At 60.2% G+C, this 25358-nt stretch carries 21 protein-coding genes and 2 tRNA genes; 17 read left to right on the top strand and 6 right to left on the bottom strand.

The window, feature by feature from the left end; genetic code table 11:
• Window positions 1-43 precede the first annotated feature (43 nt).
• From QMK54_RS06255 to QMK54_RS06225, 7 genes are all read left to right on the top strand, one after another.
• On the top strand, window positions 44-1078 hold the full coding sequence (locus QMK54_RS06255; RefSeq protein ID WP_223591594.1) for a ligase-associated DNA damage response exonuclease: 1035 nt from the start codon (window positions 44-46) through the stop codon (window positions 1076-1078).
• Window positions 1075-2745 carry an ATP-dependent DNA ligase gene (locus tag QMK54_RS06250; protein WP_320402224.1) on the top strand — a complete coding sequence of 557 codons (1671 nt, stop codon included), beginning with the start codon at window positions 1075-1077 and terminating at the stop codon, window positions 2743-2745. The genes QMK54_RS06255 and QMK54_RS06250 overlap by 4 nt, the downstream gene beginning before the upstream one ends.
• 224 nt (window positions 2746-2969) lie before the next feature.
• A complete protein-coding gene (locus QMK54_RS06245; RefSeq protein ID WP_110658610.1) occupies window positions 2970-3752 on the top strand; it encodes a transporter substrate-binding domain-containing protein in 783 nt (260 codons plus the stop codon).
• A 56-nt stretch (window positions 3753-3808) separates the two neighbouring features.
• Window positions 3809-4537 (top strand): ABC transporter permease, encoded by a 729-nt coding sequence (locus tag QMK54_RS06240; protein WP_110658609.1) that lies wholly within the window; start codon window positions 3809-3811, stop codon window positions 4535-4537.
• Window positions 4534-5244 (top strand): ABC transporter permease, encoded by a 711-nt coding sequence (locus tag QMK54_RS06235; protein WP_110658608.1) that lies wholly within the window; start codon window positions 4534-4536, stop codon window positions 5242-5244. Before QMK54_RS06240 ends, QMK54_RS06235 begins: the two co-directional genes overlap by 4 nt.
• A gap of 27 nt (window positions 5245-5271) precedes the next feature.
• Window positions 5272-6390: a succinylglutamate desuccinylase/aspartoacylase family protein gene (locus QMK54_RS06230; RefSeq protein WP_110658607.1), complete on the top strand. Its 1119-nt coding sequence runs from the start codon at window positions 5272-5274 to the stop codon at window positions 6388-6390.
• 13 nt (window positions 6391-6403) lie between these two features.
• Complete coding sequence (locus tag QMK54_RS06225; RefSeq protein ID WP_110658606.1) at window positions 6404-7168, top strand: ABC transporter ATP-binding protein; 765 nt, start codon at window positions 6404-6406, stop codon at window positions 7166-7168.
• A gap of 55 nt (window positions 7169-7223) precedes the next feature.
• On the opposite strand, the gene QMK54_RS06220 is transcribed toward QMK54_RS06225, so the two are convergent.
• The 3 genes from QMK54_RS06220 to dcd all read right to left on the bottom strand — a co-directional run bounded on the left by QMK54_RS06220 (window position 7224) and on the right by dcd (window position 8733).
• On the bottom strand, window positions 7224-7604 hold the full coding sequence (locus QMK54_RS06220; protein WP_223591600.1) for a hypothetical protein: 381 nt from the start codon (window positions 7602-7604) through the stop codon (window positions 7224-7226).
• Between the two features lie 245 nt (window positions 7605-7849).
• Window positions 7850-8059: a hypothetical protein gene (locus QMK54_RS06215; protein WP_110658604.1), complete on the bottom strand. Its 210-nt coding sequence runs from the start codon at window positions 8057-8059 to the stop codon at window positions 7850-7852.
• Between the two features lie 107 nt (window positions 8060-8166).
• Window positions 8167-8733, bottom strand: a complete 567-nt coding sequence (dcd, locus tag QMK54_RS06210) for a dCTP deaminase (protein WP_110658603.1) — start codon at window positions 8731-8733, stop codon at window positions 8167-8169.
• Window positions 8734-9088: 355 nt separating this feature from the next.
• On the opposite strand from dcd, the gene QMK54_RS06205 reads away from it, so the two are divergent.
• The gene (locus tag QMK54_RS06205; protein WP_002554837.1) at window positions 9089-9298 is read left to right on the top strand and encodes a cold-shock protein; all 210 of its coding nucleotides are present in this window, start codon (window positions 9089-9091) and stop codon (window positions 9296-9298) included.
• 149 nt (window positions 9299-9447) lie between these two features.
• Here QMK54_RS06205 and QMK54_RS06200 read toward each other — a convergent pair whose 3' ends face one another.
• Window positions 9448-10455 (bottom strand): DUF481 domain-containing protein, encoded by a 1008-nt coding sequence (locus QMK54_RS06200; RefSeq protein ID WP_110658602.1) that lies wholly within the window; start codon window positions 10453-10455, stop codon window positions 9448-9450.
• Between the two features lie 163 nt (window positions 10456-10618).
• Here QMK54_RS06200 and QMK54_RS06195 point away from each other — a divergent pair, with 163 nt between their 5' ends.
• The 4 genes from QMK54_RS06195 to QMK54_RS06180 all read left to right on the top strand — a co-directional run bounded on the left by QMK54_RS06195 (window position 10619) and on the right by QMK54_RS06180 (window position 15406).
• Window positions 10619-10972: an MGMT family protein gene (locus tag QMK54_RS06195; RefSeq protein WP_007971652.1), complete on the top strand. Its 354-nt coding sequence runs from the start codon at window positions 10619-10621 to the stop codon at window positions 10970-10972.
• Window positions 10973-11016: 44 nt separating this feature from the next.
• A complete protein-coding gene (locus tag QMK54_RS06190; RefSeq protein WP_110658601.1) occupies window positions 11017-12576 on the top strand; it encodes an AmpG family muropeptide MFS transporter in 1560 nt (519 codons plus the stop codon).
• Window positions 12577-12719: 143 nt separating this feature from the next.
• Window positions 12720-14435, top strand: coding sequence for a proline--tRNA ligase (locus tag QMK54_RS06185; RefSeq protein WP_223591611.1), 1716 nt, complete (start codon window positions 12720-12722; stop codon window positions 14433-14435).
• A gap of 17 nt (window positions 14436-14452) precedes the next feature.
• Window positions 14453-15406 carry a hypothetical protein gene (locus QMK54_RS06180; protein WP_110663115.1) on the top strand — a complete coding sequence of 318 codons (954 nt, stop codon included), beginning with the start codon at window positions 14453-14455 and terminating at the stop codon, window positions 15404-15406.
• A gap of 116 nt (window positions 15407-15522) precedes the next feature.
• On the opposite strand, the gene dinB is transcribed toward QMK54_RS06180, so the two are convergent.
• Entirely contained in the window at window positions 15523-16584 is a 1062-nt protein-coding gene (gene dinB, locus QMK54_RS06175) for a DNA polymerase IV (RefSeq protein ID WP_320402223.1), read from the bottom strand.
• 300 nt (window positions 16585-16884) lie between these two features.
• Here dinB and QMK54_RS06170 point away from each other — a divergent pair.
• From QMK54_RS06170 to QMK54_RS06155, 4 genes are all read left to right on the top strand, one after another.
• Window positions 16885-16961: transfer RNA gene (locus QMK54_RS06170), tRNA-Met, on the top strand.
• 232 nt (window positions 16962-17193) lie between these two features.
• A tRNA-Met gene (locus QMK54_RS06165) sits at window positions 17194-17270 on the top strand.
• A 278-nt stretch (window positions 17271-17548) separates the two neighbouring features.
• Window positions 17549-20191, top strand: a complete 2643-nt coding sequence (mprF, locus tag QMK54_RS06160) for a bifunctional lysylphosphatidylglycerol flippase/synthetase MprF (protein ID WP_223596450.1) — start codon at window positions 17549-17551, stop codon at window positions 20189-20191.
• Window positions 20191-21486: a virulence factor family protein gene (locus tag QMK54_RS06155; RefSeq protein WP_320402222.1), complete on the top strand. Its 1296-nt coding sequence runs from the start codon at window positions 20191-20193 to the stop codon at window positions 21484-21486. The genes mprF and QMK54_RS06155 overlap by 1 nt, the downstream gene beginning before the upstream one ends.
• A 250-nt stretch (window positions 21487-21736) precedes the next feature.
• On the opposite strand, the gene QMK54_RS06150 is transcribed toward QMK54_RS06155, so the two are convergent.
• Complete coding sequence (locus QMK54_RS06150; protein WP_110662176.1) at window positions 21737-23638, bottom strand: potassium transporter Kup; 1902 nt, start codon at window positions 23636-23638, stop codon at window positions 21737-21739.
• A gap of 293 nt (window positions 23639-23931) precedes the next feature.
• Between QMK54_RS06150 and rimO the strand changes: the two genes are divergently transcribed.
• Entirely contained in the window at window positions 23932-25269 is a 1338-nt protein-coding gene (rimO, locus tag QMK54_RS06145) for a 30S ribosomal protein S12 methylthiotransferase RimO (protein ID WP_008052161.1), read from the top strand.
• Window positions 25270-25358 lie beyond the last annotated feature (89 nt).

Genomic DNA, 25358 nt, shown 5'->3' with positions numbered 1-25358 from the left:
CGCCAACCTCATAGCTAACAAGTCCCTCCACTCTGACAACGCCATGGACCTTGTTATCTCGCGTCCCGAAGGTTTGTACTGCCCCGCCGGCGACTTTTACATAGACCCGTGGCGGCCGGTCGAACGCGCCGTGATTACACACGCCCACGGCGACCATGCCCGTGTCGGCAGTCAGCATTACCTGGCGGCAGCGCCCGGCGAGACCATCCTGCGCGCGCGACTGGGCCAGGACATCAACCTGCAAACCCTGCGCTATGGCGAACGGCTGCTGCATCAAGGCGTGTTCCTCAGTTTTCATCCCGCTGGCCACCTGCTCGGCTCGGCGCAGATTCGGCTGGAATACGGCGGGGAAGTCTGGGTCGCATCCGGGGACTACAAGATCGAACCCGATGGCACTTGCGCGCCGTTTGAACCGGTACGCTGCGACACCTTCATCACCGAATCGACCTTTGGCCTGCCGATCTACCGCTGGCAACCCCAGGCGCAGGTGTTTGCCGAGATCAATCAGTGGTGGCAGGCCAATTCGGCAGTCGAAAAAACCAGCGTGCTGTTCTGCTATTCCCTCGGCAAGGCCCAGCGCATTCTCCATGGCATCGACGCACGAATCGGCCCCCTTCTGGTGCATGGCGCCATGGAACCGATCAACCGGATCTACCGCGAAGCGGGGGTTTACCTGCCCCTCACGATTAATGCCGCCGAAATCAAAAAGAACGACCCGATGATGCGCAAGGCACTGGTGCTTGCCCCTCCTTCGGCGGCGAACAGCAGTTGGATGCACCGCGTCGGCGATTACAGCGATGGCTTCGCCAGTGGCTGGATGCGTGTACGCGGCACACGGCGACGGCGCGGCGTGGACCGAGGCTTCGTGCTGTCCGACCACGCCGACTGGCCAGGTCTGCTATGGGCCATCGAACAGAGCGGCGCGCAGCGGATCATGGTGACCCATGGATCGGCCGGCACACTTGTACGCTATCTGCGCGAGCAGGGGTTCGATGCCATGGCGTTCGATACCCAATTTGGTCATGACGAAGAGGACGTGGTCATCGCCGCCGCCGAGCCCGCCGAGATGCTGCCATGAAGGCGTTCGCCGAGCTGTATGCCGAGCTGGACGCATCCACTTCGAACAACGCCAAACTGGCGGCGATGCAAAACTACTTCGCCCAGGCCGCGCCGGAAGATGCCGCATGGGCCGTGTACTTTCTGTCAGGGGGACGCCCCCGGCAGTTAGTACCGGTACGGGTACTGCGCGAACTGGCGGTGGTGTTTTCGGGGTTGCCGGAATGGCTGTTCGAAGAGAGTTACCAGGCCGTCGGTGATCTCGCGGAAACCATTTCGCTGGTGTTGCCGCAAATGTCGCACCGTTCAACCGACGGCTTGGCCACCTGGGTCGAGGACAAGCTGCTGCCACTGCGTGGCGATACACCGCAATCCCTGGCCCAGCGGTTACCGATGCTGTGGGCGCAACTGGACAGCCCGAGCCTGATGATCTGCATCAAGCTGATCACCGGCAGCTTGCGCGTCGGTGTGTCCAAATTGCTCGTGACTCGCGCCCTGGCAGCCATGGCCCACCTCGACAGCAAACGCGTGGCGCAGCGGCTGGTGGGTTACACCGACCAGACCCACCGCCCCAGCGCCGCCAGCTACTTGAAACTGATCGCCGCCGAATCCGTTGATGAATACGCCCAGCGCGGTGGCCAGCCCTACCCGTTTTTCCTCGCCCACGCCTTGGCGTCGTCCGTGGAGCAATTCGAAGCACGGCTCGGTCCCGTCCAGCACTGGCAGGCGGAATGGAAATGGGATGGCATCCGCGCCCAGGTGATCAAGCGCGACGGGCGACTGTGGATCTGGTCACGGGGTGAAGAGCTGATGACCGAACGCTTCCCCGAACTGGACAGCTTGATTCTGAGCCTGCCCGACGGATCAGTGATCGATGGCGAGATTGTCGCCTGGAAATCCGCGCCAACCGGCAGTGAGAAGGCCTTTGAGCCCGCTGTGCAACCTTTCGCCCTCCTGCAACAACGCATCGCTCACAAGACCCTGGACCGGAAAATCCTCGAAGACGTGCCGGTGGTGCTGCTCGCCTTCGATTTGCTCGAATGGCAGGGTGAAGACTGGCGCAACCGGAGTCAGGCCGAGCGACGCGCACAACTGGAATGGGTGGTCAGCGACTGCGCCAATCCACGGTTGCACCTCTCGCCGTTGTTGAGCGGCGACACCTGGCTCGACCTCGCCCGCCAGCGCGAGGCATCACGCGCCCTCGGTGTCGAAGGCCTGATGCTCAAGGCGCGCGTTGCCCTGTACGGTGTCGGCCGGACCAAGGGCATGGGCGTGTGGTGGAAATGGAAAGTCGACCCGTTCAGCGTTGACGCCGTGCTGATCTATGCGCAACGGGGGCAAGGACGCCGGGCCAGCCTCTATAGCGACTACACCTTCGCCGTCTGGGACGGCCCGCCAGATGCCATCGAACGCTCCCTTGTGCCGTTCGCCAAAGCTTATTCAGGGCTGAGCGACGACGAAATCCGCCAGGTCGACAGCATCGTGCGCAAGACCACGGTGGAAAAATTCGGCCCGGTGAGCAGTGTCCAGCCGACTCTGGTGTTTGAACTGGGTTTTGAGGGAATCGCCCTATCCCGCCGCCACAAAAGCGGGATTGCCGTGCGCTTTCCGCGGATGTTGCGCTGGCGCAAGGACAAGTCGGTCGAAGAAGCCGACAGTCTGGCGACCCTGCAGAACCTGCTCAACTAGGCCCTCTTTTTATCCTCAATATTTTTTCTTTTTGAACCGAACGGGTGCGGCCATTTCCCTGCGCCCGTTTTCGTGCATAAATCTGTGTCCGGCTATTTCCAGACACCTTTTAAACGCTTGTTCGGCACTCTGGTTCGGAAATTGCTACTTTCAAAAGGTCTTACGCTTTCCAGTAACAATAATTCTGCGCCACAAGCGCTCATATTGGTTTTAGGGATTGAATAATGAAAAAAGCATTGCTGACCCTTTCTGCACTGGCGTTGTGCATGGCTGCTGGCTCCGCCATGGCAAAAGAATACAAAGAACTGCGTTTTGGCGTGGACCCTTCCTACGCACCGTTTGAGTCGAAAGCAGCCGATGGCAGCCTGGTAGGCTTCGACATCGATCTGGGGAATGCGATCTGCGCCGAACTGAAGGTCAAGTGCAAATGGGTCGAAAGTGACTTCGATGGCATGATCCCTGGCCTCAAAGCCAATAAATTCGACGGGGTGATCTCGTCGATGACCGTGACCGAAGCCCGTGAAAAAGTCATCGACTTCTCCAGCGAGCTGTTCTCCGGCCCAACCGCCTACGTGTCCAAGAAAGGTTCTGGCGTGACTGAAGACGTCGCTTCGCTCAAGGGCAAGACCGTCGGCTACGAACAAGGCACCATTCAGGAAGCCTATGCCAAGGCCGTTCTGGACAAGGCCGGCGTGAAAACCCAGGCCTACGCCAACCAGGACCAGGTTTACGCTGACCTGACTTCCGGTCGTCTCGACGCGGGCATTCAGGACATGCTGCAAGCCGAACTGGGCTTCCTGAAGTCGCCACAGGGCGCCGACTATGACGTCAGCAAGCCACTGGACGACCATTTGCTGCCGGCCAAAACAGCCGTTGGCATTAAGAAAGGTAACACCGAGCTGAAAGCACTTTTGGATAAAGGTATCAAAGCGTTACACGATGATGGCACCTACGCCACCATTCAGAAGAAACACTTTGGCGATCTGAATCTGTACAGCGGCAAATAATGCCCGGCGCCCATCTCGCGATGGGCGCTTTTTTCATCCGATCAGGTTGCTGATTTATGTTCGAAAACCTACTAGAAAATCTGGGGCTCTCTGCCTTCAGCCTCAAGGGCTTCGGTCCGCTGCTGATGCAAGGCACCTGGATGACAATCAAGTTGTCGGCCTTGTCGCTGTTGGTGGCCGTGTTGCTCGGGCTACTCGGTGCCAGTGCCAAGCTGTCAAAAGTCAAACTGATGCGCGTGCCTGCCCAGCTTTACACCACACTCATTCGCGGCGTTCCGGACCTGGTCCTGATGCTGCTGATTTTCTACAGCCTGCAAACCTGGCTGACGTCGTTTACCGATTACATGGAATGGGAATACATCGAGATCAACCCGTTCAGCGCCGGGGTCATCACCCTTGGCTTCATCTACGGTGCGTATTTCACTGAAACCTTCCGTGGCGCGATTCTCGCCGTCCCACGGGGTCAGGTCGAAGCAGCCACCGCCTATGGGCTCAAGCGCGGCCAGCGTTTCTGGATCGTGGTGTTCCCACAGATGATGCGTTATGCCCTGCCGGGTATCGGCAACAACTGGATGGTGATGCTCAAGGCCACGGCCCTGGTGTCGATCATTGGCCTCGCCGACTTGGTCAAGGCTGCCCAGGACGCTGGTAAAAGTACTTATCAGCTGTTTTATTTCCTGGTACTTGCCGCGATGATCTACCTGCTGATCACCAGCGCGTCCAACTTCATTCTGCGCTGGCTCGAACGTCGTTACTCCGCCGGTACCCGGGAGGCCGTACGATGATCGAACTTCTGCAGGAATACTGGAAACCCTTCCTCTACAGCGACGGTAACCACATCACCGGCCTGGCCATGACGATGTGGCTGCTCAGCGCCTCGATCTTCTTCGGCTTCCTGGTGTCGATCCCGCTGTCCATCGCCCGTGTATCGCCGCACTTCTACATCCGCTGGCCGGTGCAGTTCTACACCTACCTGTTCCGTGGCACGCCGCTCTATATCCAACTGCTGATCTGTTACACGGGGATCTACAGCCTGGCCGCCATTCGGGCTCAGCCAGTGCTCGACTCGTTCTTTCGCGATGCGATGAACTGCACCATCCTGGCCTTCGCCCTGAACACCTGCGCCTACACTACGGAGATCTTCGCCGGGGCCATTCGCAGCATGAACCACGGTGAAGTGGAAGCGGCCAAGGCTTACGGCCTGACCGGCTGGAAGCTATATGCCTACGTGATCATGCCGTCGGCCTTGCGTCGCTCGTTGCCGTACTACAGCAACGAAGTGATCCTGATGCTGCACTCGACCACCGTGGCCTTCACCGCGACCATCCCGGACATCCTGAAAGTTGCGCGGGACGCCAACTCGGCGACCTTCCTGACCTTCCAGTCGTTCGGCATCGCCGCGCTGATCTACCTGACCGTCACTTTTGCGCTGGTCGGCCTGTTCCGCCTTGCCGAACGCCGATGGCTGGCCTTCCTCGGGCCGACCCACTAGGTCTCAACCAGTTTCAGGAAACAACAGATGCGCCACCAGAAACATGATCTGCTGGCCCCGCTGCCGGGGACCGCACGACAGATCCACAGTTTTCACTTCGGCCCACAACCGGCCAATGGCAAGATCTACATCCAGGCCTCCCTGCACGCCGACGAAATGCCCGGCATGCTGGTGGCCTGGCACCTCAAGCAACGCCTGGCGGAGCTGGAAGCCGCCGGTCGCCTGCGCAGCGAAATCGTGCTGGTGCCCATCGCCAACCCGGTGGGCCTGGAACAGGTACTGATGGATGTGCCGCTGGGCCGCTACGAGCTGGAAAGCGGCCAGAACTTCAACCGCTGGTTCGTCGACCTCAGTGAGGAAGTCGGTAACGCGATCGAGGGCAAGCTCGGTGAGGATCCGCAGCACAACCTGCAACTGATCCGCAGCAGCCTGAGCGACGCGCTGGCCCGGCAAACTGCCGACACCCAATTGCAATCCCAGCGCCTGACCCTGCAACGATTGGCCTGCGACGCCGACATGGTGCTCGACCTGCATTGCGATTTCGAAGCGGTCGCTCACCTCTACACCACGCCGGATGCCTGGCCGCAGGTCGAGCCGCTGGCCCGCTACATCGGCGCCGAGGCCAGCCTGCTGGCGACGGATTCCGGCGGTCAGTCGTTCGATGAATGCTTCACCCTGCTCTGGTGGCAGTTGAAGGAGCGCTTCGGCGAACACTTCGACATTCCGCCAGGCAGTTTTTCGGTGACCGTCGAATTGCGCGGTCAGGGCGACGTCAATCACCCGCTGGCCGGCCTCGACTGCCAAGCGCTGATCGATTACCTGATCCATTTCGGTGCGATCGCCGGCGAACCCTCGCCCCTGCCCGACCTGCCCTATCCGGCGACACCCCTGGCCGGCGTAGAACCAGTGGCCACGCCCGTCGGCGGACTGCTGGTGTTCACCGCGCTACCGGGTCAGTACCTGGAAGCCGGGCAATTGATCGCCGAGATCATTGATCCGATCAACGATCGCGTCACCCCCGTTCATTGCTCCGCCGCCGGGTTGATGTACGCCCGTTCGCTGCGCCGCATGGCCACTGCCGGCATGGTGATCGCCCACGTCGCGGGCACCGAAGCCTATCGCAGCGGCTATCTACTTTCGCCTTGAGGATGCATGCCCCATGTACAAATTGACCATCGAAGGCCTGCATAAAAGCTATGGCGACCATGAAGTCCTCAAAGGTGTTTCGCTCAAGGCCAAGACCGGCGACGTCATCAGCCTGATCGGCGCCAGCGGCTCGGGTAAAAGTACCTTTCTGCGTTGCATCAACTTCCTGGAACAACCCAACGACGGCGCCATGAGCCTCGACGGGCAGAACATCCGCATGATCAAGGATCGCCACGGCATGCACGTGGCCGACGCCGACGAGCTGCAGCGGATTCGCACCCGCCTGGCCATGGTGTTCCAGCACTTCAACCTGTGGAGCCACATGACGGTGCTGGAAAACATCACCATGGCCCCGCGCCGGGTGCTGGGGTGCGACAGGAAGGAAGCCGAGGACCGCGCCCGGCGCTACCTCGACAAGGTGGGCCTGGCCTCCCGTGTGGCGGACCAATACCCCGCCTTTCTCTCCGGCGGCCAGCAACAACGGGTCGCGATTGCCCGCGCACTGGCCATGGAGCCGGAGGTCATGCTGTTCGACGAACCGACTTCGGCGCTGGACCCGGAACTGGTGGGTGAAGTACTCAAGGTGATCCAGGGCCTGGCCGAAGAAGGCCGGACCATGATCATGGTGACCCACGAAATGAGCTTCGCCCGTAAAGTGTCGAGCCAGGTGTTGTTTCTGCACCAGGGACTGGTGGAGGAAGAAGGCGCGCCGGAAGACGTGCTGGGCAGTCCGAAGAGCGAGCGGTTGCAGCAGTTCCTCAGTGGCAACCTGAAATAGCCACCGGGAGCAGTAGCGGAAGCCGGCCTACCCGGCTTCCAGCTTCGATCAACCGTTAGGCGCCCGCTTCGTTTTCCAGCCTGAAACTGCCATTTTTCACGTGCAGGTCATTAGCGTCCATCCCGCTGAAGCGCCCGACAAATTGCGCGTCACCTCCCACCGTCAACTCGAGCGTTCCCGGATAAAGCTCTGCCTCCGAGCTGCCGGTCACATGGATGACCATGGGAGATCCCTCGGTGAGCCCCAGGCTGAAGCTGCCACTCTGGATTCCCATCGGCAAGTACACGTAAAACGCTGTCCCCTGGCCGTTATCCGCCTCGATGCATTGAATGATTGACCGCTGATAAAAATCGAGCCCATCCGTTACGCGAAACTGCAGGGTGCCGTCCGCCGTGATGACCTCGGCACTCAAATATCCCGATCGATTTGCACTCATCTGAATGTTCCCTTTCATATTTGTAGTCAACTGTATGGTGCCCTCTGCCAGCGGCCCCGGGGCACGCGGCTCCCGGATAGAACCACGGTCTATCCGTCGATTGGTTTCCACGACAGACACAGTTACTTCCGAATATGTGCAGGCCGATTCAGACGCTACGTTCGTCCATGGCAACAACAGGCACAGGCCTGCCTGCTGAAGGCAACAAGCGCAGTTCACCGGGCATGAAAGGCGGAAATCGAAAATCAGGCAACAGGCGCAGGAGGCGGCTCGTCCGGCAGAGTCGGCTCGCCTGGCTCGTTAGGCTGTTCATTCGGGGTATCAGGATCAGGCTGGCCGGGAATACCCCCTGCCATGCTGACGGGCGGATGTGCCAACAAGGACCAGGCCAGAACGCCAACCTGATTGGGTTCAAGCCTTGCCAGTTCGGCACTGATTCGCGGATGGATCTTCATTCGGCACTCCTGAGCGATGGCCCGATCCACCTTGCGCGGATCGGAACAGTACACCCCATAGAGTGTACGCCCGCCCAGGAATTCCCGGCATTTGTCGGACGGTTGACTCAGGTACGCGGCAGGGTCACGCCACGCTGGCCCTGATACTTGCCGCCACGGTCCTTGTAGGACACTTCACACTCTTCGTCAGACTCGAGGAACAGCATCTGCGCCACGCCTTCGTTGGCGTAGATTTTCGCCGGCAGATTGGTGGTGTTGGAGAACTCCAGGGTCACGTGACCTTCCCACTCAGGCTCGAGCGGAGTGACGTTGACGATGATGCCGCAACGCGCATAGGTGCTTTTACCCAGGCAAATGGTCAATACATTGCGCGGAATGCGGAAGTATTCGACGGTGCTGGCCAGGGCGAAAGAGTTCGGCGGAATGATGCACACGTCGCTGTGGATATCGACGAAGCTGCCAGCATCGAAGTTCTTCGGGTCGACGATGGCCGAATTGATGTTGGTGAACACCTTGAAATGATTAGTGCAACGCACGTCGTAGCCGTAGCTCGACACGCCGTAGGAGATCACACGGTTATCGTCGCTGCCGCGCACCTGGCGCTCGACGAAAGGCTCGATCATGCCGTGTTCCTGCGCCATGCGGCGAATCCACTTGTCCGATTTGATGCTCATGGCGGGGGTGTCCTGAATAGCGAGGTCGAAAAATTCTGTCCGGCATCTTACCGGGCGCGCCGCCGGGTTCAAAGTCCGGGGTGCAATTCTCGCCGAACAGGCAGGAATTACGTGCTCTGGCGACGAACCGTCACACCGCCGATCCCTAAAACAGAGAAACCTTCGCAAGAAGCATTGGCACGTCTCGGAAAAAGGGTTAAGGTGGCGTCACTGTGCTGCTTGTGTCACTGAGAATCTCTACACGATATGTTGAATTTCGATCCAACCATCTACAAGAATTTTTCCTGCTCTTTGCACTCAGTCTCGGCCAGGGTTCTTCCTGAGTCGCAGTTATCTTTGTTCAAGGAGTTACACCATGTCTAATCGCCAAACCGGTACCGTTAAGTGGTTCAACGATGAAAAAGGCTTCGGCTTCATCACTCCACAATCCGGTGACGACCTGTTCGTTCACTTCAAAGCTATCCAATCCGACGGCTTCAAAAGCCTGAAAGAAGGCCAACAGGTTTCTTTCATCGCTACCCGCGGTCAGAAAGGCATGCAAGCTGAAGAAGTTCAAGTTATCTAACTTGCACTTGCTTTAGTAAAAAGCCCCGCCCTCAACAGCGGGGCTTTTTTGTGGGCGAGTGTTTTGTCCACACAAAAAAGATCGCCGCCTTCGACAGTTCCCGGGTTGTCCCTGCAGGAGCTGTCGAAGGCGGCGATCTTTTGATTTTCTTACCAGGTCACGCCAAACCCTGCGGTGTAGCGTGTCTTGTCCAGATCCGCGTCATCGGTGCCGCTGATGATGTCGCGCTCCGCCTTCAGGTTCAGCGAAGCCCAGTCGGTCACCTTGTAGCGCAACCCCATCTCGGCATCGAGTGCGTAATCAGCCACACCCGACAGCGGCTTGCCGACTTCACCACTGGTGAAAAACTCGACACGCTTGCCGATCAAGTAACGGTTGTAGTCCCACTTCATGGCCAGGGCGTAGAAATTGTCCTTACTGCCATCGGCGAACTCATAATCCGTGCGGTTGACCAGCGAGCCCAGGGAGAACGCCCCGAGTTCGTTATCCCAGAACTGATAGCCGGGACCGGTACCGACCGTGCGCTGACGGGAAAGGTCTTCGACCTTGTCGCGCTTGTACACCAGGCGCCCCTGCCAGAACCATTGCTCGGTCAGGAATCGGTCGATGGAGTACTCGGCCCGCCAGTTGTCGGTGGTTACCACGTCGTCCTGGAACTCACGGTTGTATTCGCCTTCGGCGGTATGGCGCCAGCGACCGTGGCGTGCACTGGTCTTGAAATCGATGTCGTAGTCATCGGTGTCGTTTTCCGCCCGCTGATAATCCAGCGCGACATCGACATTGCCTTTCCACACCAGATCCTCGACCACCGGTTTTGGCTTGAGAATCTGCTGAATGCTCGCCAGCTCGACCGTCTTCGGCGCTTCGCCGTTGGCCAGCGTGACTTTGCCTGCGTCCGCCGCTTTCAGCGACTTGGCTTTCTCGCCAGTGTAGGCATCCTGCTTGACCAGCAACTCCTGATCGCTGTCCAGGGTCTTGACCTGTTTCCAGTCGATCGTCACCGCCCCGGCATACTCGGTCTGGATCAGCAGCTTGCCACCATCGAACAGCGTGATCTTGCCACTCAACTTGTCACCGTTCTTCAACCACACGGTATCGGCTAGCAAGGGGGAGGAAGCACCAAGGACGGCGAGACACAGCAGGGATCTGGACAACATAAGCAAAATACGGGCTCGGGATTGCGAAAAAAATCGGCATTATCCTTAGGAATAAGGCCCTGACAAGGACTGACCCGACTATTTCTATTGAGTTCATTTCTCAACTGCCCGTGCAGGAATTACTCTACAGACGGTAAAGCAGACTTCTTCAGGACTGACGCACGTGACCGACCCAACCGATGAACCCGAGAGCGCGGCGCAAATCCGACGCACGGCGCTGTATCTGACACTGGCGCAAGTTCCCGAGGGCAAAGTCGTCAGCTACGGCCAATTGGCCGAGCTTGCAGGACTGGGTCGTGCCGCCCGCTGGGTCGGCCGCACCCTCAGCCAATTGCCGAGCGACAGCAAGCTGCCCTGGCACCGTGTCCTGGGCGCAAACGGGCGTATCAGCCTGCCGGTCGGCAGTCCTTCGGGCGACGAGCAGCGCGCGCGATTACGCATGGAAGGCATCAGTGTCCTGAACAATCGTGTTGATATTCAGCGCCATGGCTGGCGCCCGGTAGAGCACAGCGGTTAGAGTGCGCGCTTTGTTTCCGTATTTGTTGAGGCAGACTCCAGCCCATGCCCCGTAAAACCTGGCGCGCCGCGCTCGCCGCTTATGCCAGCCCTTCGACACTCGTGCTGTTGCTGCTTGGTTTCGCCGCCGGCCTACCCTACATGCTGGTGTTCTCGACGCTTTCAGTCTGGCTGCGTGAAGCTGGCGTGGCCCGTGAAACCATTGGTTATGCAAGCCTGATCGGCCTCGCGTATGCCTTCAAATGGGTCTGGTCGCCCTTGCTCGACCAATGGCGACTGCCATTGCTCGGCAAACTCGGCCGACGACGTTCCTGGCTCGTATTGTCCCAGGCACTGGTCATCCTCGGCCTGATCGGGATGGGTTTCTGCGACCCGCAAAAGCATTTGTCCTGGCTGATCGCCATTGCCGTGGTCGTCGCTTTCGCATCTGCGACACAGGACATCGCGGTCGACGCCTATCGCCTGGAAATCGCCGAGGACAATCGCCAGGCCGCCCTGGCTGCCAGCTACATGTCCGGTTACCGGGTCGCGGCACTGCTGGCTACCGCAGGTGCGCTGTACTTCGCTGAAGGCTTTGGCTCCACCGGCTTCAACTACAAGCATTCAGCCTGGGCCGGCACTTACATACTGTTCGGGGCGCTGATGCTCCCGGCACTGCTGACCTCCCTGTTCATGCGCGAACCACCCGTGCCGTTGCGCACGCAACTGCAGGCCGGGCGCTACAGCTTCGCGCACCAACTGGCCTCGGTGTTCGTGCTGATCATATTGCTGGTATCCGTGCCGGCCATGTTCACCCAACTCTACAACACCGACTTCGCCAGCGTGCTGTTCGAAGGCGTGAGCCTGCTCGACCTGCTGCTCGAAGACCGTGCGTTCCTGCGGGCCATCCTCTACATCACGCTCACCGCCCTGTGCCTCTCGGCCATGGGCCGTCGCGGCCTGGCGCCGGTACTCACCCCCGTCAACGACTTCATCCTGCGCTACCGCTGGCAAGCGCTGCTGCTGCTCGGCTTGATCGCCACCTATCGGATGTCCGATACGGTCATGGGGGTGATGGCCAACGTGTTCTACATCGACCAGGGCTTCACCAAGGACCAGATCGCCAGCGTCAGCAAAATCTTCGGCCTGATCATGACCCTGGTTGGCGCCGGCATGGGTGGCCTGCTGATCGTGCGATTCGGCATCCTGCCGATCCTGTTCATCGGCGGCGTCGCATCCGCGGCGACCAATATCCTGTTCCTGATGCTCGCCGACATGGGCCCCAGCCTGAACATGCTGGTGCTGACCATCTCCCTGGACAACTTCAGTTCCGGCCTGGCGACCTCGGCCTTCGTCGCCTACCTGTCGAGCCTGACCAACCTCAAGTTCTCCGCCACCCAGTACGCCCTGCTCAGTTCGATCATGCTGTTGCTGCCACGCCTGATCGGCGGTTACTCCGGGGTCATGGTGGAGAAGTTCGGTTATCACAACTTCTTCCTGATTACCGCCCTGCTCGGCGTCCCGACCCTGCTGTTGATCGCGCTGCACTGGTTCCAGGAGAACCGCCGCGCAGGCCCGACACCGACACCAGAACCGGTGCAGACCCCAGTCGCCGAAGAATCGTAGGTTCTTTACGCAGGAAAAATCGCGGAGGGCCGACTGAATCGTGTCCTCCTGCCACACCGCCGACCGCACGCCTGTACGCCAGCGGAACTCGCCCGTACAATGCTCCGTCATTTCTCGTCATCAGCAATCGATAACGGCCAACCATGCGCACCAGTCAATTTTTGCTCGCCACACAAAAAGAAACGCCTTCCGACGCGGTCGTGATCAGCCACCAGCTGATGCTGCGCGCCGGCATGATCCGCAAACTCGCCTCGGGCCTGTACACCTGGCTGCCGATGGGCCTGCGGGTAATGCGCAAGGTCGAAGCCGTTGTTCGTGAAGAAATGAACGCCGCCGGCTCTCTCGAAGTGTTGATGCCGAGCACGCAACCGGCTGAGCTGTGGCAGGAGTCCGGGCGCTGGGAAGAGTACGGCCCTGAATTGCTGCGCTTCAAGGATCGCCATGGCCGCGACTTCTGCGCCGGCCCGACCCACGAAGAAGTCATCACCGATCTGATGCGCAACGAATTGAGCAGCTACAAGCAGCTGCCGATCAACCTGTACCAGATCCAGACCAAATTCCGTGACGAAATCCGTCCACGCTTCGGCTTGATGCGCGGCCGCGAATTCATCATGAAGGACGCCTACTCGTTCCACGCCGATCAGCCTTCGCTGCAGGTCACCTACGACCGCATGCACCAGGCCTACTGCAATGTATTCACCCGCCTGGGCCTGAAGTTCCGCCCTGTTGAAGCCGACAACGGCTCCATCGGCGGTGCCGGTTCCCACGAGTTCCACGTGCTGGCCGAGTCCGGTGAAGACGATATCGTCTTCAGCAACGGCTCAGACTACGCCGCGAACATCGAGAAAGCCGAAGCCGTGCCACGGGAAACCTCGCGCGCCGCTGCGACCGAAGAGCTGCGCCTGGTCGACACCCCGAACGCCAAGACCATTGCGCAACTGGTCGAAGGCTTCAACCTGCCGATCGAGAAAACCATCAAGACCCTCGTGGTTCACGCCGAAGAGAAAGGCAAGCTGATTGCCCTGATCATCCGTGGCGACCACGAGCTGAACGAAATCAAGGCCGCGAACCAGCCTGGCGTTGCCAGCCCGCTGGTGATGGCGTCCGAAAGCGAACTGCGCGACGCCATTGGCGCCGGTGCCGGCTCCCTCGGCCCGTTGAACCTGCCATTGCCGATCATCATCGACCGATCGGTCGAGCTGATGAGCGACTTCGGCATCGGTGCCAACATCGACGACAAACACTACTTCGGCGTGAACTGGGAGCGCGACTTGCCTGTTCCGACCGTTGCCGACCTGCGCAACGTCGTGGCCGGTGACCCGAGCCCGGACGGCAAAGGCACCCTGGAAATCAAGCGCGGCATCGAAGTCGGGCACATCTTCCAGCTGGGCAACAAGTACAGCAAGGCGATGAAGTGCGAAGTGCTGGGCGAAAACGGCAAGCCGGTCACCCTGGAAATGGGTTGCTACGGCATCGGCGTGTCTCGCGTGGTGGCGGCTGCCATCGAGCAGAACAACGACGAAAACGGGATCATCTGGAGCGACACCCTCGCGCCGTTCCAGATTGCCCTGGTGCCGCTGCGCTACGAAACCGAACAGGTTCGCGAAGCCACCGACAAGCTGTACGCGGAACTCACCGCTGCCGGCTTCGAAGTGCTGCTCGACGACCGCGACAAGAAAACCAGCCCGGGCATCAAGTTCGCTGACATGGAACTGATCGGCATTCCACACCGGATCGTGGTCAGCGACCGCGGCCTCGCCGATGGCAACCTGGAATACAAGAGCCGTACCGAGGCCGAGCCGCAAGCGCTGCCGGTCGCTGAAGTACTGTCGTTCCTTCAGGCCCGTATCCGCCGCTGAAACCAGATAGAGACGTCATGTTCAAGCGAAACACCTTAGGCCTCGGTGCTGCCGCCTTGTGCGGCACCCTGCTGGTCAGCGGCTGTGCCAATCAGATGTCACAACGCAGCGAGCACGAGGAACGTGTCGAGCGCAAATTGCTCGATCACAGCCTGCAGATCGATGTCGGTGAGCCCAAGGTGCTTGAGCTGCCGCAACGGCGGGTGAAAATCCACGAGCAGAAGACTTTCGAAGTCACCGAGTACGAAGTCACGCGGCACTACGACCGCTATACGCCGTACCAACCCTGGCGGGAGATTTACGAAATCCCGCTGGGCGCGGTGGCCGTGGTGGCGGGCGTCGGTGCCAACGTGGTCAATGTGTTCGCCCTCGGCAATCTGCCGGACAGCGTGACCAAGGACTGGCTGAGCTACGGTTTCGCCGGGCTCAACCCGTTCATGAACGTGCAGTCACACGGTCGCGCGCAGCAGAACCTGGCTGGCATTGATGAAGTCCAGCGCGACAAGCGTACGGAGTACTCAAGCCTGCCGTGGAGCGAGCGTCCGGTTGAAGTCAAGGCCGGCAAGGAAACCTTCGAACTGACCACCGACAAGAACGGCGTATTGCGCCTGAATCTGCTCGACAACCCGTTCGCCGAACATGACATCAACCATCTGAGCCGATTGCTGATTCGTGTTGAGGATGGCCAGGACAACGTACGCACCGACTCCACCCTGGCCATCAGCAGCACCTTGCGCAGCAAGCTCTACGAGGCCCACGGGCTGATTTATGACGACCTCGAAGGAGATGAAGTCAATCAGTGGGTCCACCGGGTCAAACGCCTGTCGGAGCTGGGTCTTGAAGAAGAAGCCAGCGAGCTGGAGCAGAGCCTGATTGAACTGACACGCAATGATCCCGAGTTGCAGACGGAATTCCTCAAGTCACTGGCCCAGAATGGCGAGCGACTGGTGGCGAATCCGGGGCTGAACTAAAAGTCAAAAGCTTCGCGAGCAAGCCCGCTCCCACAGTTGATCACGCGGTCCATTGTGGGAGCGGCGGTGCGGCGATCCGACTTGCTCGCGAAGGCGCCCTCACATTCACCCCAGAACTACCGCTCAAACAACTCCATCTGCTCAAACCCGCCCCGCAAGTCCTCCAGCCGCACCCCGACCCCCAACAACCGCACCGGTTTGCCGCCGCGATTGAAAGCCTGGGTCAGCATCAACTGATAACTGCCCAAATCCCGCCCTGCCCCGGCCTGCTCCAATGTAGTCTGGGTGAAGTCGTGGAACTTCACTTTGACGAAGGGCTTGCCCGGACGATAGCTGCTGTCGATGCGCGCCATGCGGCCGGCCAGGGTCTCCAGCAACTCGGGTAGTTTATCCAGACAACTCCTCAGATCCGGCAGATCGACGTCGTAGGTATTTTCGACGCTAATCGACTGACGACGACTGTCGTTATGCACCACTCGGTCATCGATCCCGCGAGCCAGACTCCAGAGTCGCTCGCCAAAGCTGCCGAACTCACGCACCAGCGCCAACTTGTCCCACTCGCGCAATTGCAGGCAATCAGTGATACCCAGCTTGCCGAGCTTATCGGCGGTGACCTTGCCGACCCCGTGCAATTTGCTCACCGGCAAGCCACTGACAAAGTCCTCGACCTGGTCCGGCGTGATGACGAACAGGCCGTTGGGCTTTTTCCAGTCACTGGCGATCTTGGCCAGAAACTTGTTTGGTGCCACTCCCGCCGACACGGTGATATGCAACTGGTTGGAGACCCGACGCCGGATGTCCTGGGCAATTCGCGTAGCACTGCCGGCGAAATGCGCGCTGTCGGACACATCGAGGTACGCCTCATCGAGCGAGAGCGGCTCAATGATCTCGGTGTAGTCACGAAAGATCGTATGAATTTCCCTGGAGGCTTCTCTATAGGCATCCATGCGTGGCCTGACGATGGTCAGGTCCGGGCACAGCTTCAAGGCGTGCCCGGAGGACATTGCCGAACGCACCCCGTATGCCCGCGCCTCATAGTTGCAGGTCGCGATCACCCCACGCCGATCCGCCGACCCGCCCACCGCCAATGGCTTGCCGGCCAGACGCGGGTCATCGCGCATCTCTATGGCGGCGTAGAAACAGTCACAATCGACGTGGATGATCTTTCGCTGAGTCATGGCAAAGCAGTGTTCATGGCAAGGAAAAGGCGTCTTGGTACGACGGATATGCAGTATCTCACCGACACCTGTATATAGCACCAGTAGTCTGAATGTTCTTTTCGACGCGTGGGAAATGTCGCTGATGAATTTATTTTTTCAATCGGGAAATCATTCCCAATAGAGCCACAGGCCTTGCCCCGCCTGCCTCACAGACCGCAAACCCTCCCCGTCGACTAGCTAACCGATTGAAGCAGAACAGGTTTTATCAGAATTGAAGGTTGACACCCGAGCGCATCTCTATAGAATGAGCCACACAGACGCGGGATGGAGCAGTCTGGTAGCTCGTCGGGCTCATAACCCGAAGGTCGTCGGTTCAAATCCGGCTCCCGCAACCAAACATCAAAAAAGGCTACTCGAAAGAGTGGCCTTTTTTGTGCGTGCTTGTTTTGTAGCGCCGAGCGCCGAAACAAGGCCTGGGCCCTCAACCCTACCAAAACAGGAAATCGTTCTGATTCCGAAACTTAGGTTGTGCCTGCGACCGTTTGCCGCGATTCAACGTTTATTTGACCTGCTTCAGGATTAACGGTTGACACCCACGCGTATCTCTATAGAATGCCGCCACACAGACGCGGGATGGAGCAGTCTGGTAGCTCGTCGGGCTCATAACCCGAAGGTCGTCGGTTCAAATCCGGCTCCCGCAACCAAACATCAAAAAAGGCTACTCGAAAGAGTGGCCTTTTTTGTATCTGTTGAAAAAGTCCTTTCGCAACAATGATCTGTCACTGTGTAGCAAGCCGTTTGGGATCCCCCATGCGCCAGGTTCAGACTATGCTCTATCACAGGCTGAAGCCCTCACGACTGATGTCGCGCCGTCCCCGCCGCCCGGTGATAGGCGTTAATATTTGTGATTATTTTTTTCTACAGGGATTGGTAACTTGGCTGGATACCCCCATCCTGTCGCGCACAATCCAAGAGGTGATTGATGCGCGCCAACTCGTCTGATTCACAAGACACTGTCACAGCGACACAACCGATCAACGCGGAGCGTCTGCGCCTGCTTGATCGATTGAGCAAGTACCGTCAACCCATCGGCCTGGCGGTCACCCTGCTGTTGTTCGCGATCGCGCTGATTGCCTGTCGCCACCTGTTGAGCGAACTCGACCTTTACGCGCTGCACGACTCGATCCTCGAAGTTCCGAAACCTGCGTTGATGGGCGCCCTGGGCGCAACCGTGGTGGGTTTCATCATTCTGCTCGGCTACGAATGGTCGGCCAGCCGCTATGCCGGGGTGAGCCTGGCACCGCGCGCGCTGGCACTGGGTGGTTTCACCGCCTTTGCCATCGGCAACGCCATCGGTCTTTCAATGTTGTCGGGGGGCTCGGTTCGCTATCGCCTCTATGTCCGTCATGGCCTGGGAGCGGCTGAAGTCGCCCGCATGACGCTGTTCGCCAGCCTCTCGCTGGGCTGCGCCCTGCCGCCGCTGGCCGCCCTGGCGACACTCAGCGACCTGCCAGCCGCGTCTACGGCCCTGGGGCTCTCCGAGACGCTGCTGGGCGTAGTGGCCGCCGTGGTGCTCGTGCTGTTTTCGGTGTTGGCGATCGGTCTCTATCGTCGTCGGCTTCCGGACCAGCCTTTCCCGGACAACCTGCTGGTCAGGATCGGGCGCCGTACCTTACGCCTGCCGGGGCGTCGCCTGACGTTCCTGCAATTGATCATCACGGCCCTGGACGTAGCGGCCGCCGCGACTGTCCTCTATCTACTGCTGCCGGAAACGCCACCCTTCGGCGCGTTCCTTCTGGTTTACCTGCTGGCGCTCGCCGCCGGCGTGCTCAGCCATGTGCCGGGCGGTGTCGGGGTGTTCGAGGCTATATTACTGGCGGCGTTTTCCGACACCCTCGGTGCTGCGCCGCTGGCAGCCGCCCTGCTGCTCTATCGTTTGATCTACGTGGTCCTGCCGTTGCTGGTGGCCTGCCTGCTGTTGCTGATCAACGAAGGCCAGCGCCTGTTCCAGACACGCCAGACCTTGCGCGCGGCCTCAGGCCTGGCGGCTCCGATACTGGCGGTGCTGGTATTCCTGTCCGGCGTTGTCCTGCTGTTCTCCGGCGCCACTCCGGAAATCGATACCCGCCTGGAACACATCGGTTTCCTGATCCCCCATCGACTGGTCGATGCTTCGCACTTTGGCGCCAGCCTGGTCGGCGTCCTTTGCCTGTTGCTGGCCCAGGGCCTGCGTCGGCGGCTGTCGGCCGCATGGATGCTGACCACCATTCTGTTGCTGGTCGGCGCCCTGCTCTCACTGCTCAAAGGTTTTGACTGGGAAGAAGCCAGCCTGATGGTGCTGACGGCGAGCCTGCTCGGGGTATTCCGCCGCTCGTTCTATCGCCCCAGCCGCCTGACCGAACTGCCGTTCTCGCCGCTGTACCTGGTGGCCAGCCTGTGCGTACTCGGTGCTTCGATGTGGCTGCTGCTGTTCGCCTACCAGGACGTTCCGTACAGCCACCAACTCTGGTGGCAGTTCACCCTCGACGCCGACGCCCCTCGCGGCCTGCGTTCGCTGCTCGGCGCCGCAGTGTTGCTGGTGGTGGTGTCGCTGACCTGGCTGCTGCGCACCGCGCGTCCGGTCATTCACCTGCCGACGCCCGACGAACTGGAGCGCGCCAGCAAGATCCTCATGGCATCGGCCCAACCAGATGGCGGCCTGGCCCTGACCGGTGACAAGGCGCTGCTGTTTCACCCCAATGACGAAGCCTTCCTGATGTACGCCCGCCGTGGCCGCAGCCTGGTGGCGCTGTATGACCCGATCGGCCCGGGCCAGCAACGGGCGGAAATGATCTGGCAGTTCCGCGACCTGTGCGACATCCACCACGCCCGTCCCGTGTTCTATCAAGTGCGCGCCGAGAACCTGCCGTACTACATGGACATCGGCCTGACCGCGATCAAGCTCGGCGAAGAAGCGCGGGTCGACCTCAAGCGTTTTGATCTCGAAGCCAAGGGCAAAGAGATGAAGGACCTGCGTTACACCTGGAACCGTGGCACCCGTGACGGCCTGTCCCTGGAAATCCATGAGCCGGGCCACGCGCCGATGGATGAGCTCAAGGTGATTTCCGATGCCTGGCTGACTGGCAAAAATGTCCGCGAGAAAGGTTTTTCGCTGGGCCGCTTCAGCGATGACTACCTCAAGTATTTCCGCATCGCGGTGATTCGTTTCGAAGGGCGCCCGGTGGCGTTCGCCAACCTGCTCGAGACCTATGGTCATGACCTGGCCAGCCTCGACCTGATGCGCGCCCACCCGGACGCCCCGAAGCTGACCATGGAATTCATGATGGTCGGCCTGATTCAACATTATAAAAACCATGGATACGCGCGTTTCAGCCTGGGCATGGTGCCGTTGTCGGGGTTGCAACCCCGTCGCGGCGCACCATTGACCCAGCGCCTGGGCTCGATGGTATTCCGCCGTGGTGAGCAGCTGTATAACTTCCAAGGCTTGCGCCGCTTCAAAGACAAGTTCCAGCCTGATTGGGAACCCCGTTATATGGCCGTGCCCGCCGGACTCGATCCGCTGGTTGCGCTGGCCGACACTGCCGCCCTGATCGCGGGCGGCTTGACCGGATTGGTGAAACGCTGATGATTCAACGCTCCTTGCGGTATGTATTGGGCACACTGGTGATAGTGGCCCTGGTTCTCGGTGGCGGTTACTGGTACCTCAAACGCCCGGCACCGGAACCGACCCTCCAATTGCTGACCCCGGCCGACGGTGCGCCGATGACCCGTGTCATCCCCGGCACCACGCCGCGCGCCCAGGTGCTGGTGGCGGTCAACGAAGACCAGAAACTCAGCGACAAGCAATTGATGACCCTGAGCCGCAGTGGCTCGGCGCAAATTGTCCAGGTGATCCTACCCAAGGACTGCCTGCTGCAAAGCCGCGCCCTGCAATCGGGCCTGCGAGAACTCAAAGGCCCGGCGACCCTGGTCAGCGGCATCGGTCCCGGTGCCGTGCTGGCCTGGCGCTGGCTGTCCGAGCAAAAGGACGACAAGGCCTACGCCGTCTCGGTCGACCTGGCCCTGGAAAAGGGTGGCTGCACGCACCTGTTGCCGAAAAGCGCCGCCCACGGCCGCTGGCTGGCAGCGTGGAACGACAACCCGGACGACACCAGCGCCGGCTTCGTGCGCGATCAACCGAACGCCGAGACCAGCATCAGCGACTACGACATCAACCTGCCGCAAGTGCTGAACAACGAACTGCGCAAGATCCTCGTCGGCGGCGACAAGGCCGCTGGTGGCCTGCAGATCCCGGTGGTCGAAGTGCCTGCCGGTCAGGCCAGGGACACCGTGACCCTGTTCCTGTCCGGCGACGGCGGCTGGCGCGACCTGGACCGCGATGTGGCGGGCGAGATGGCCAAGATCGGCTACCCGGTGGTCGGCATCGACACCCTGCGCTACTACTGGCAGCACAAGAGCCCGGAGCAAAGCGCCCTGGACCTGGCTGAACTGATGCAGCACTACCGGCAGAAATGGGGCACCAAGCGCTTCATCCTGACGGGCTACTCGTTCGGTGCCGATGTCCTGCCGGCGATCTACAACCGCCTGGCCGAGTCGGAGCAGAATCGCGTCGACGCAATCATCCTGCTGGCCTTCGCCCGCACCGGCAGCTTCGAAATCGAAGTCGAAGGCTGGCTCGGCAACGCCGGCAAGGAAGCCGCCACCGGCCCGGAAATGGCCAAGCTGCCAGCCGCGAAAGTGGTGTGCATCTACGGCGAAGAAGAAACCGACGAAAGCGGCTGCACCGACAAGACAGCGGTGGGCGAAGCCATCAAGCTGCCTGGCGGCCACCACTTCGACGAGAACTACCCGGCGCTGGCCAAGCGTCTGGTGGATGTGATCGAGAAGCGCCAGCCGAAGGACGCGGCGGCTGCGGAGTGATCTGAGCCAACCCCAAAAAAGCCCCCGCTACTTCACGGTAGCGGGGGCTTTTTCATTCCAGCAAACACCACATATCCCCTGTGGGAGCGGGCTTGCTCGCGAAAGCGGTGTGTCAAACAACAACTATCTCGACTGACACGCCCCCTTCGCGAGCAAGCCCCACAGTGGATACTCATCGTCTGCAGACGTTGTGTTCGCCCACAAAAAAGCCCCCGCTGCCGCAAGGGCAACGGAGGCTTTTTGATCTAGCTTACATCTCCACCTGCGTACCCAGCTCAATCACCCGGTTCAGCGGCAGATTGAAGAAGCGCAAATTACCATTGGCGTTCTGCAACATGAACGCAAACAGTGCCTCACGCCAGCGCGACATGCCTTCGAGCTTGGAAGCGATGACCGTTTCACGGCTGAGGAAGTACGTGGTGCGCATCGGGCTGAAGTCCAGCTCGTCGAGGTGACACAGCTTCAAGGCTTTCGGTACGTCCGGCTCGTCGGTAAAGCCGAAGTGCAGGATCACCCGGAAGAAACCTTCGCCGTAGGCATCGACCTCGAAACGCCGTGTTGGCGGCACCCGCGGGATGTCTTCGTACACCACCGTCAGCAGCACCACTTGCTCGTGCAGTACCTGGTTATGCAGCAGGTTGTGCAACAGCGCGTGGGGCACGGCATCCGCCCGTGCCGTCAGGAACACCGCGGTGCCCTGAACGCGATGCGGCGGTTGTACCGCGATGCTGCTGATGAAGATCGGCAGTGGCAATCCACCCTCATCGATACGCTCGACCAGCAACTGCTTGCCGCGCTTCCAGGTGGTCATCAGTACAAAAAGCGCGAAACCGGCGATCACCGGGAATGCACCGCCCTGGACGATTTTCGGCACGTTGGCGGCGAAGTACACACCGTCCACCAACAGGAAACCCAGCAGGACCGGCACCACAAGCACCGGCGGCCACTTCCACAGCAGCAGGATCACCGCCGACACCAGAATACTGGTCATCAGCATGGTCCCGGTCACCGCCACGCCGTAGGCCGAGGCCAGGGCACCGGAGGATTCGAAACCCAGCACCAACAGCACCACGCCGACCATCAGCGCCCAGTTCACCGCCCCGATGTAGATCTGGCCCTGTTCGGCGCTGGAAGTGTGTCGGATGTGCATGCGCGGGATGTAACCGAGCTGGATCGCCTGACGGGTCAGGGAGAACGCACCGGAAATCACCGCTTGCGAGGCAATCACCGTGGCCATGGTCGACAGGCCGACCAGCGGGATCAACGCCCAGCTTGGAGCCAACAGGTAGAAAGGGTTACGGGCAGCTTCCGGGTCGCCCAGCAGCAAGGCACCCTGACCGAAGTAATTCAGTACCAGCGCTGGCAGCACGAGGATGAACCAGGCACGAGCGATCGGCTTGCGACCGAAGTGGCCCATGTCCGCGTACAGCGCTTCGGCACCGGTCAGTGCGAGCACCACGGCGCCGAGAATCGCCACGCCCATCCCCGGGTGCACGATAAAGAAGCGTACGCCCCACACCGGGTTCATCGCTTGCAGGACTTCCGGATGCTGGCTGATGCCATAGACGCCCAGTGCACCCAGGACGAGGAACCAGGTCACCATGATCGGCCCGAACAGAATACCGATCCGCGCCGTACCATGGCTCTGGATCAGGAACAGCGCCACCAGCACCACCAGGGAAATAGGCACCACCCAATGGTCGATCCCGTCGAACGCCAGCCCCAGGCCCTCAATCGCCGACAGCACGGAAATCGCCGGGGTGATCATGCTATCGCCATAGAACAGCGCCGCGCCGATCAACCCGCAGACCACCAGAAAGCCGCGCAGCTTCGCATGCCCCGCCGCCGCCCGTCGGGCCAGTGCGGTCAGGGCCATGATCCCGCCTTCGCCCTGGTTGTCGGCGCGTAGTACAAACATCATGTACTTGATCGACACGACCCAGATCAGCGACCAGAAAATGAGCGCCAGAATCCCCAGCACCCCGTCATGGTTGACCGGCACGCCATAGCCGCCGGAAAACACTTCCTTGAGGGTGTACAACGGACTGGTGCCGATATCGCCATAAACCACCCCGACTGCCGCGACCAGCATGCCGATCGGCTTCACCGCCGAATGTTCGGCACCCGCAGCCTGACTACTTGCCTGACCCATCCACCACTCCTACTACCCAGACTCGGGCTTCTTTGAAAGAAGCACTATGCTTTGACGTGCAGCATGCGCTGTTTTACTTCTCGTTACAGACGTTTTGTTGACTGTAAAAAACCAGTAAAGCGTAACGGCGCGAAGCATAGCGCAGCACTCGTCGTATTTCCCTGCATAAAGCTGGTCAAGTGAGCGACTCATCGCTAGAATTGCGCACTTTTTGATCAGAGGCGCAGTTCAAGCGCCCGTCCGTCGGTTTTGCCCTGCCCGGCAAGCGGCGTCACAAAATACCGAGGTTAGACATGTCCACCACTCCTGCGCCGGCCAATCCAAAGGTTGGCTTCGTATCCCTGGGTTGCCCCAAAGCACTGGTCGACTCCGAGCGCATCCTTACCCAGCTGCGCATGGAAGGCTATGACGTCGTGTCCACCTACCAGGACGCCGACGTTGTAGTGGTCAATACCTGCGGCTTCATCGATTCGGCCAAGGCCGAGTCCCTGGAAGTGATCGGCGAAGCCATCAAGGAAAACGGCAAGGTCATCGTGACCGGCTGCATGGGCGTCGAAGAAGGCAACATTCGCAACGTACACCCGAGCGTGCTGGCCGTGACCGGTCCGCAGCAGTACGAGCAAGTGGTCAACGCCGTGCACGAAGTCGTGCCGCCGCGCCAGGATCACAACCCGTTGATCGACCTGGTGCCGCCGCAAGGCATCAAGCTGACCCCGCGCCACTACGCCTACCTGAAGATTTCCGAAGGCTGCAACCACAGCTGCAGCTTCTGCATCATCCCGTCGATGCGCGGCAAACTGGTCAGCCGTCCGGTGGGTGACGTGCTCGACGAGGCCCAGCGCCTGGTCAAGTCCGGCGTCAAAGAGCTTCTGGTGATCTCCCAGGACACCAGCGCCTATGGCGTCGACGTGAAATACCGCACCGGTTTCTGGAACGGCGCGCCGGTGAAAACCCGCATGACCGAACTCTGCGAAGCCCTGAGCACCCTCGGTGTCTGGGTTCGCCTGCACTACGTCTACCCGTACCCGCACGTCGACGAGCTGATCCCGTTGATGGCCGCCGGCAAGATCCTGCCGTACCTGGACATCCCGTTCCAGCACGCCAGCCCGAAAGTGCTGAAGTCGATGAAACGCCCGGCCTTCGAAGACAAGACCCTGGCCCGCATCAAGAACTGGCGCGAAATCTGCCCGGACCTGATCATCCGTTCGACCTTCATCGTTGGCTTCCCGGGTGAAACCGAAGAAGACTTCCAGTACCTGCTGAACTGGCTGACCGAAGCCCAGCTCGACCGCGTCGGCTGCTTCCAGTACTCGCCGGTAGAAGGCGCACCGGCCAATGACCTGGACCTGGAAGTCGTCCCGGACGACGTCAAGCAGGACCGCTGGGAGCGCTTCATGGCGCACCAGCAGGCCATCAGCTCGGCGCGCCTGCAAATGCGCATCGGCCGCGAGATCGAAGTGCTGGTCGATGAAGTCGACGAGCAAGGCGCGGTGGGCCGCTGCTTCTTCGATGCCCCGGAAATCGACGGCAACGTATTCATCGACAACGGCAGCAACCTCAAGCCAGGCGACAAGGTCTGGTGCAAAGTGACCGACGCCGACGAATACGATCTGTGGGCTGAACAGATCTAGACGCAAAAAATACGCAAAGCCCCGCTCTCTTGACGAGATGCGGGGCTTTTTTACGGCTATCGTTTGAAGTTGGAAGGATTCCTATCAAC

This window comes from Pseudomonas sp. P5_109, from assembly GCF_034009455.1.
Classification (GTDB): Bacteria; Pseudomonadota; Gammaproteobacteria; order Pseudomonadales; family Pseudomonadaceae; genus Aquipseudomonas.
The sequence above is the reverse complement of the archived record's forward strand: the minus strand, read 5'-3'. Positions and strand labels throughout refer to the sequence as shown.

Excerpts from the sequence above, each read along its gene's own strand:
- QMK54_RS06215 (WP_110658604.1), bottom strand. The coding sequence starts at position 8,059 with ATGAAGATCCATCCGCGAATCAGTGCCGAACTGGCAAGGCTTGAACCC.
- rimO (WP_008052161.1), top strand. The coding sequence starts at position 23,932 with ATGTCCACCACTCCTGCGCCGGCCAATCCAAAGGTTGGCTTCGTATCC.
- QMK54_RS06150 (WP_110662176.1), bottom strand. The coding sequence starts at position 23,638 with ATGGGTCAGGCAAGTAGTCAGGCTGCGGGTGCCGAACATTCGGCGGTG.
- dcd (WP_110658603.1), bottom strand. The coding sequence starts at position 8,733 with ATGAGCATCAAATCGGACAAGTGGATTCGCCGCATGGCGCAGGAACAC.
- QMK54_RS06230 (WP_110658607.1), top strand. The coding sequence starts at position 5,272 with ATGCGCCACCAGAAACATGATCTGCTGGCCCCGCTGCCGGGGACCGCA.
- QMK54_RS06190 (WP_110658601.1), top strand. The coding sequence starts at position 11,017 with ATGCCCCGTAAAACCTGGCGCGCCGCGCTCGCCGCTTATGCCAGCCCT.
- QMK54_RS06180 (WP_110663115.1), top strand. The coding sequence starts at position 14,453 with ATGTTCAAGCGAAACACCTTAGGCCTCGGTGCTGCCGCCTTGTGCGGC.
- QMK54_RS06255 (WP_223591594.1), top strand. The coding sequence starts at position 44 with ATGGACCTTGTTATCTCGCGTCCCGAAGGTTTGTACTGCCCCGCCGGC.
- mprF (WP_223596450.1), top strand. The coding sequence starts at position 17,549 with ATGCGCGCCAACTCGTCTGATTCACAAGACACTGTCACAGCGACACAA.
- QMK54_RS06185 (WP_223591611.1), top strand. The coding sequence starts at position 12,720 with ATGCGCACCAGTCAATTTTTGCTCGCCACACAAAAAGAAACGCCTTCC.
- dinB (WP_320402223.1), bottom strand. The coding sequence starts at position 16,584 with ATGACTCAGCGAAAGATCATCCACGTCGATTGTGACTGTTTCTACGCC.
- QMK54_RS06220 (WP_223591600.1), bottom strand. The coding sequence starts at position 7,604 with ATGAGTGCAAATCGATCGGGATATTTGAGTGCCGAGGTCATCACGGCG.
- QMK54_RS06245 (WP_110658610.1), top strand. The coding sequence starts at position 2,970 with ATGAAAAAAGCATTGCTGACCCTTTCTGCACTGGCGTTGTGCATGGCT.
- QMK54_RS06240 (WP_110658609.1), top strand. The coding sequence starts at position 3,809 with ATGTTCGAAAACCTACTAGAAAATCTGGGGCTCTCTGCCTTCAGCCTC.
- QMK54_RS06155 (WP_320402222.1), top strand. The coding sequence starts at position 20,191 with ATGATTCAACGCTCCTTGCGGTATGTATTGGGCACACTGGTGATAGTG.
- QMK54_RS06225 (WP_110658606.1), top strand. The coding sequence starts at position 6,404 with ATGTACAAATTGACCATCGAAGGCCTGCATAAAAGCTATGGCGACCAT.
- QMK54_RS06200 (WP_110658602.1), bottom strand. The coding sequence starts at position 10,455 with ATGTTGTCCAGATCCCTGCTGTGTCTCGCCGTCCTTGGTGCTTCCTCC.
- QMK54_RS06205 (WP_002554837.1), top strand. The coding sequence starts at position 9,089 with ATGTCTAATCGCCAAACCGGTACCGTTAAGTGGTTCAACGATGAAAAA.
- QMK54_RS06235 (WP_110658608.1), top strand. The coding sequence starts at position 4,534 with ATGATCGAACTTCTGCAGGAATACTGGAAACCCTTCCTCTACAGCGAC.
- QMK54_RS06250 (WP_320402224.1), top strand. The coding sequence starts at position 1,075 with ATGAAGGCGTTCGCCGAGCTGTATGCCGAGCTGGACGCATCCACTTCG.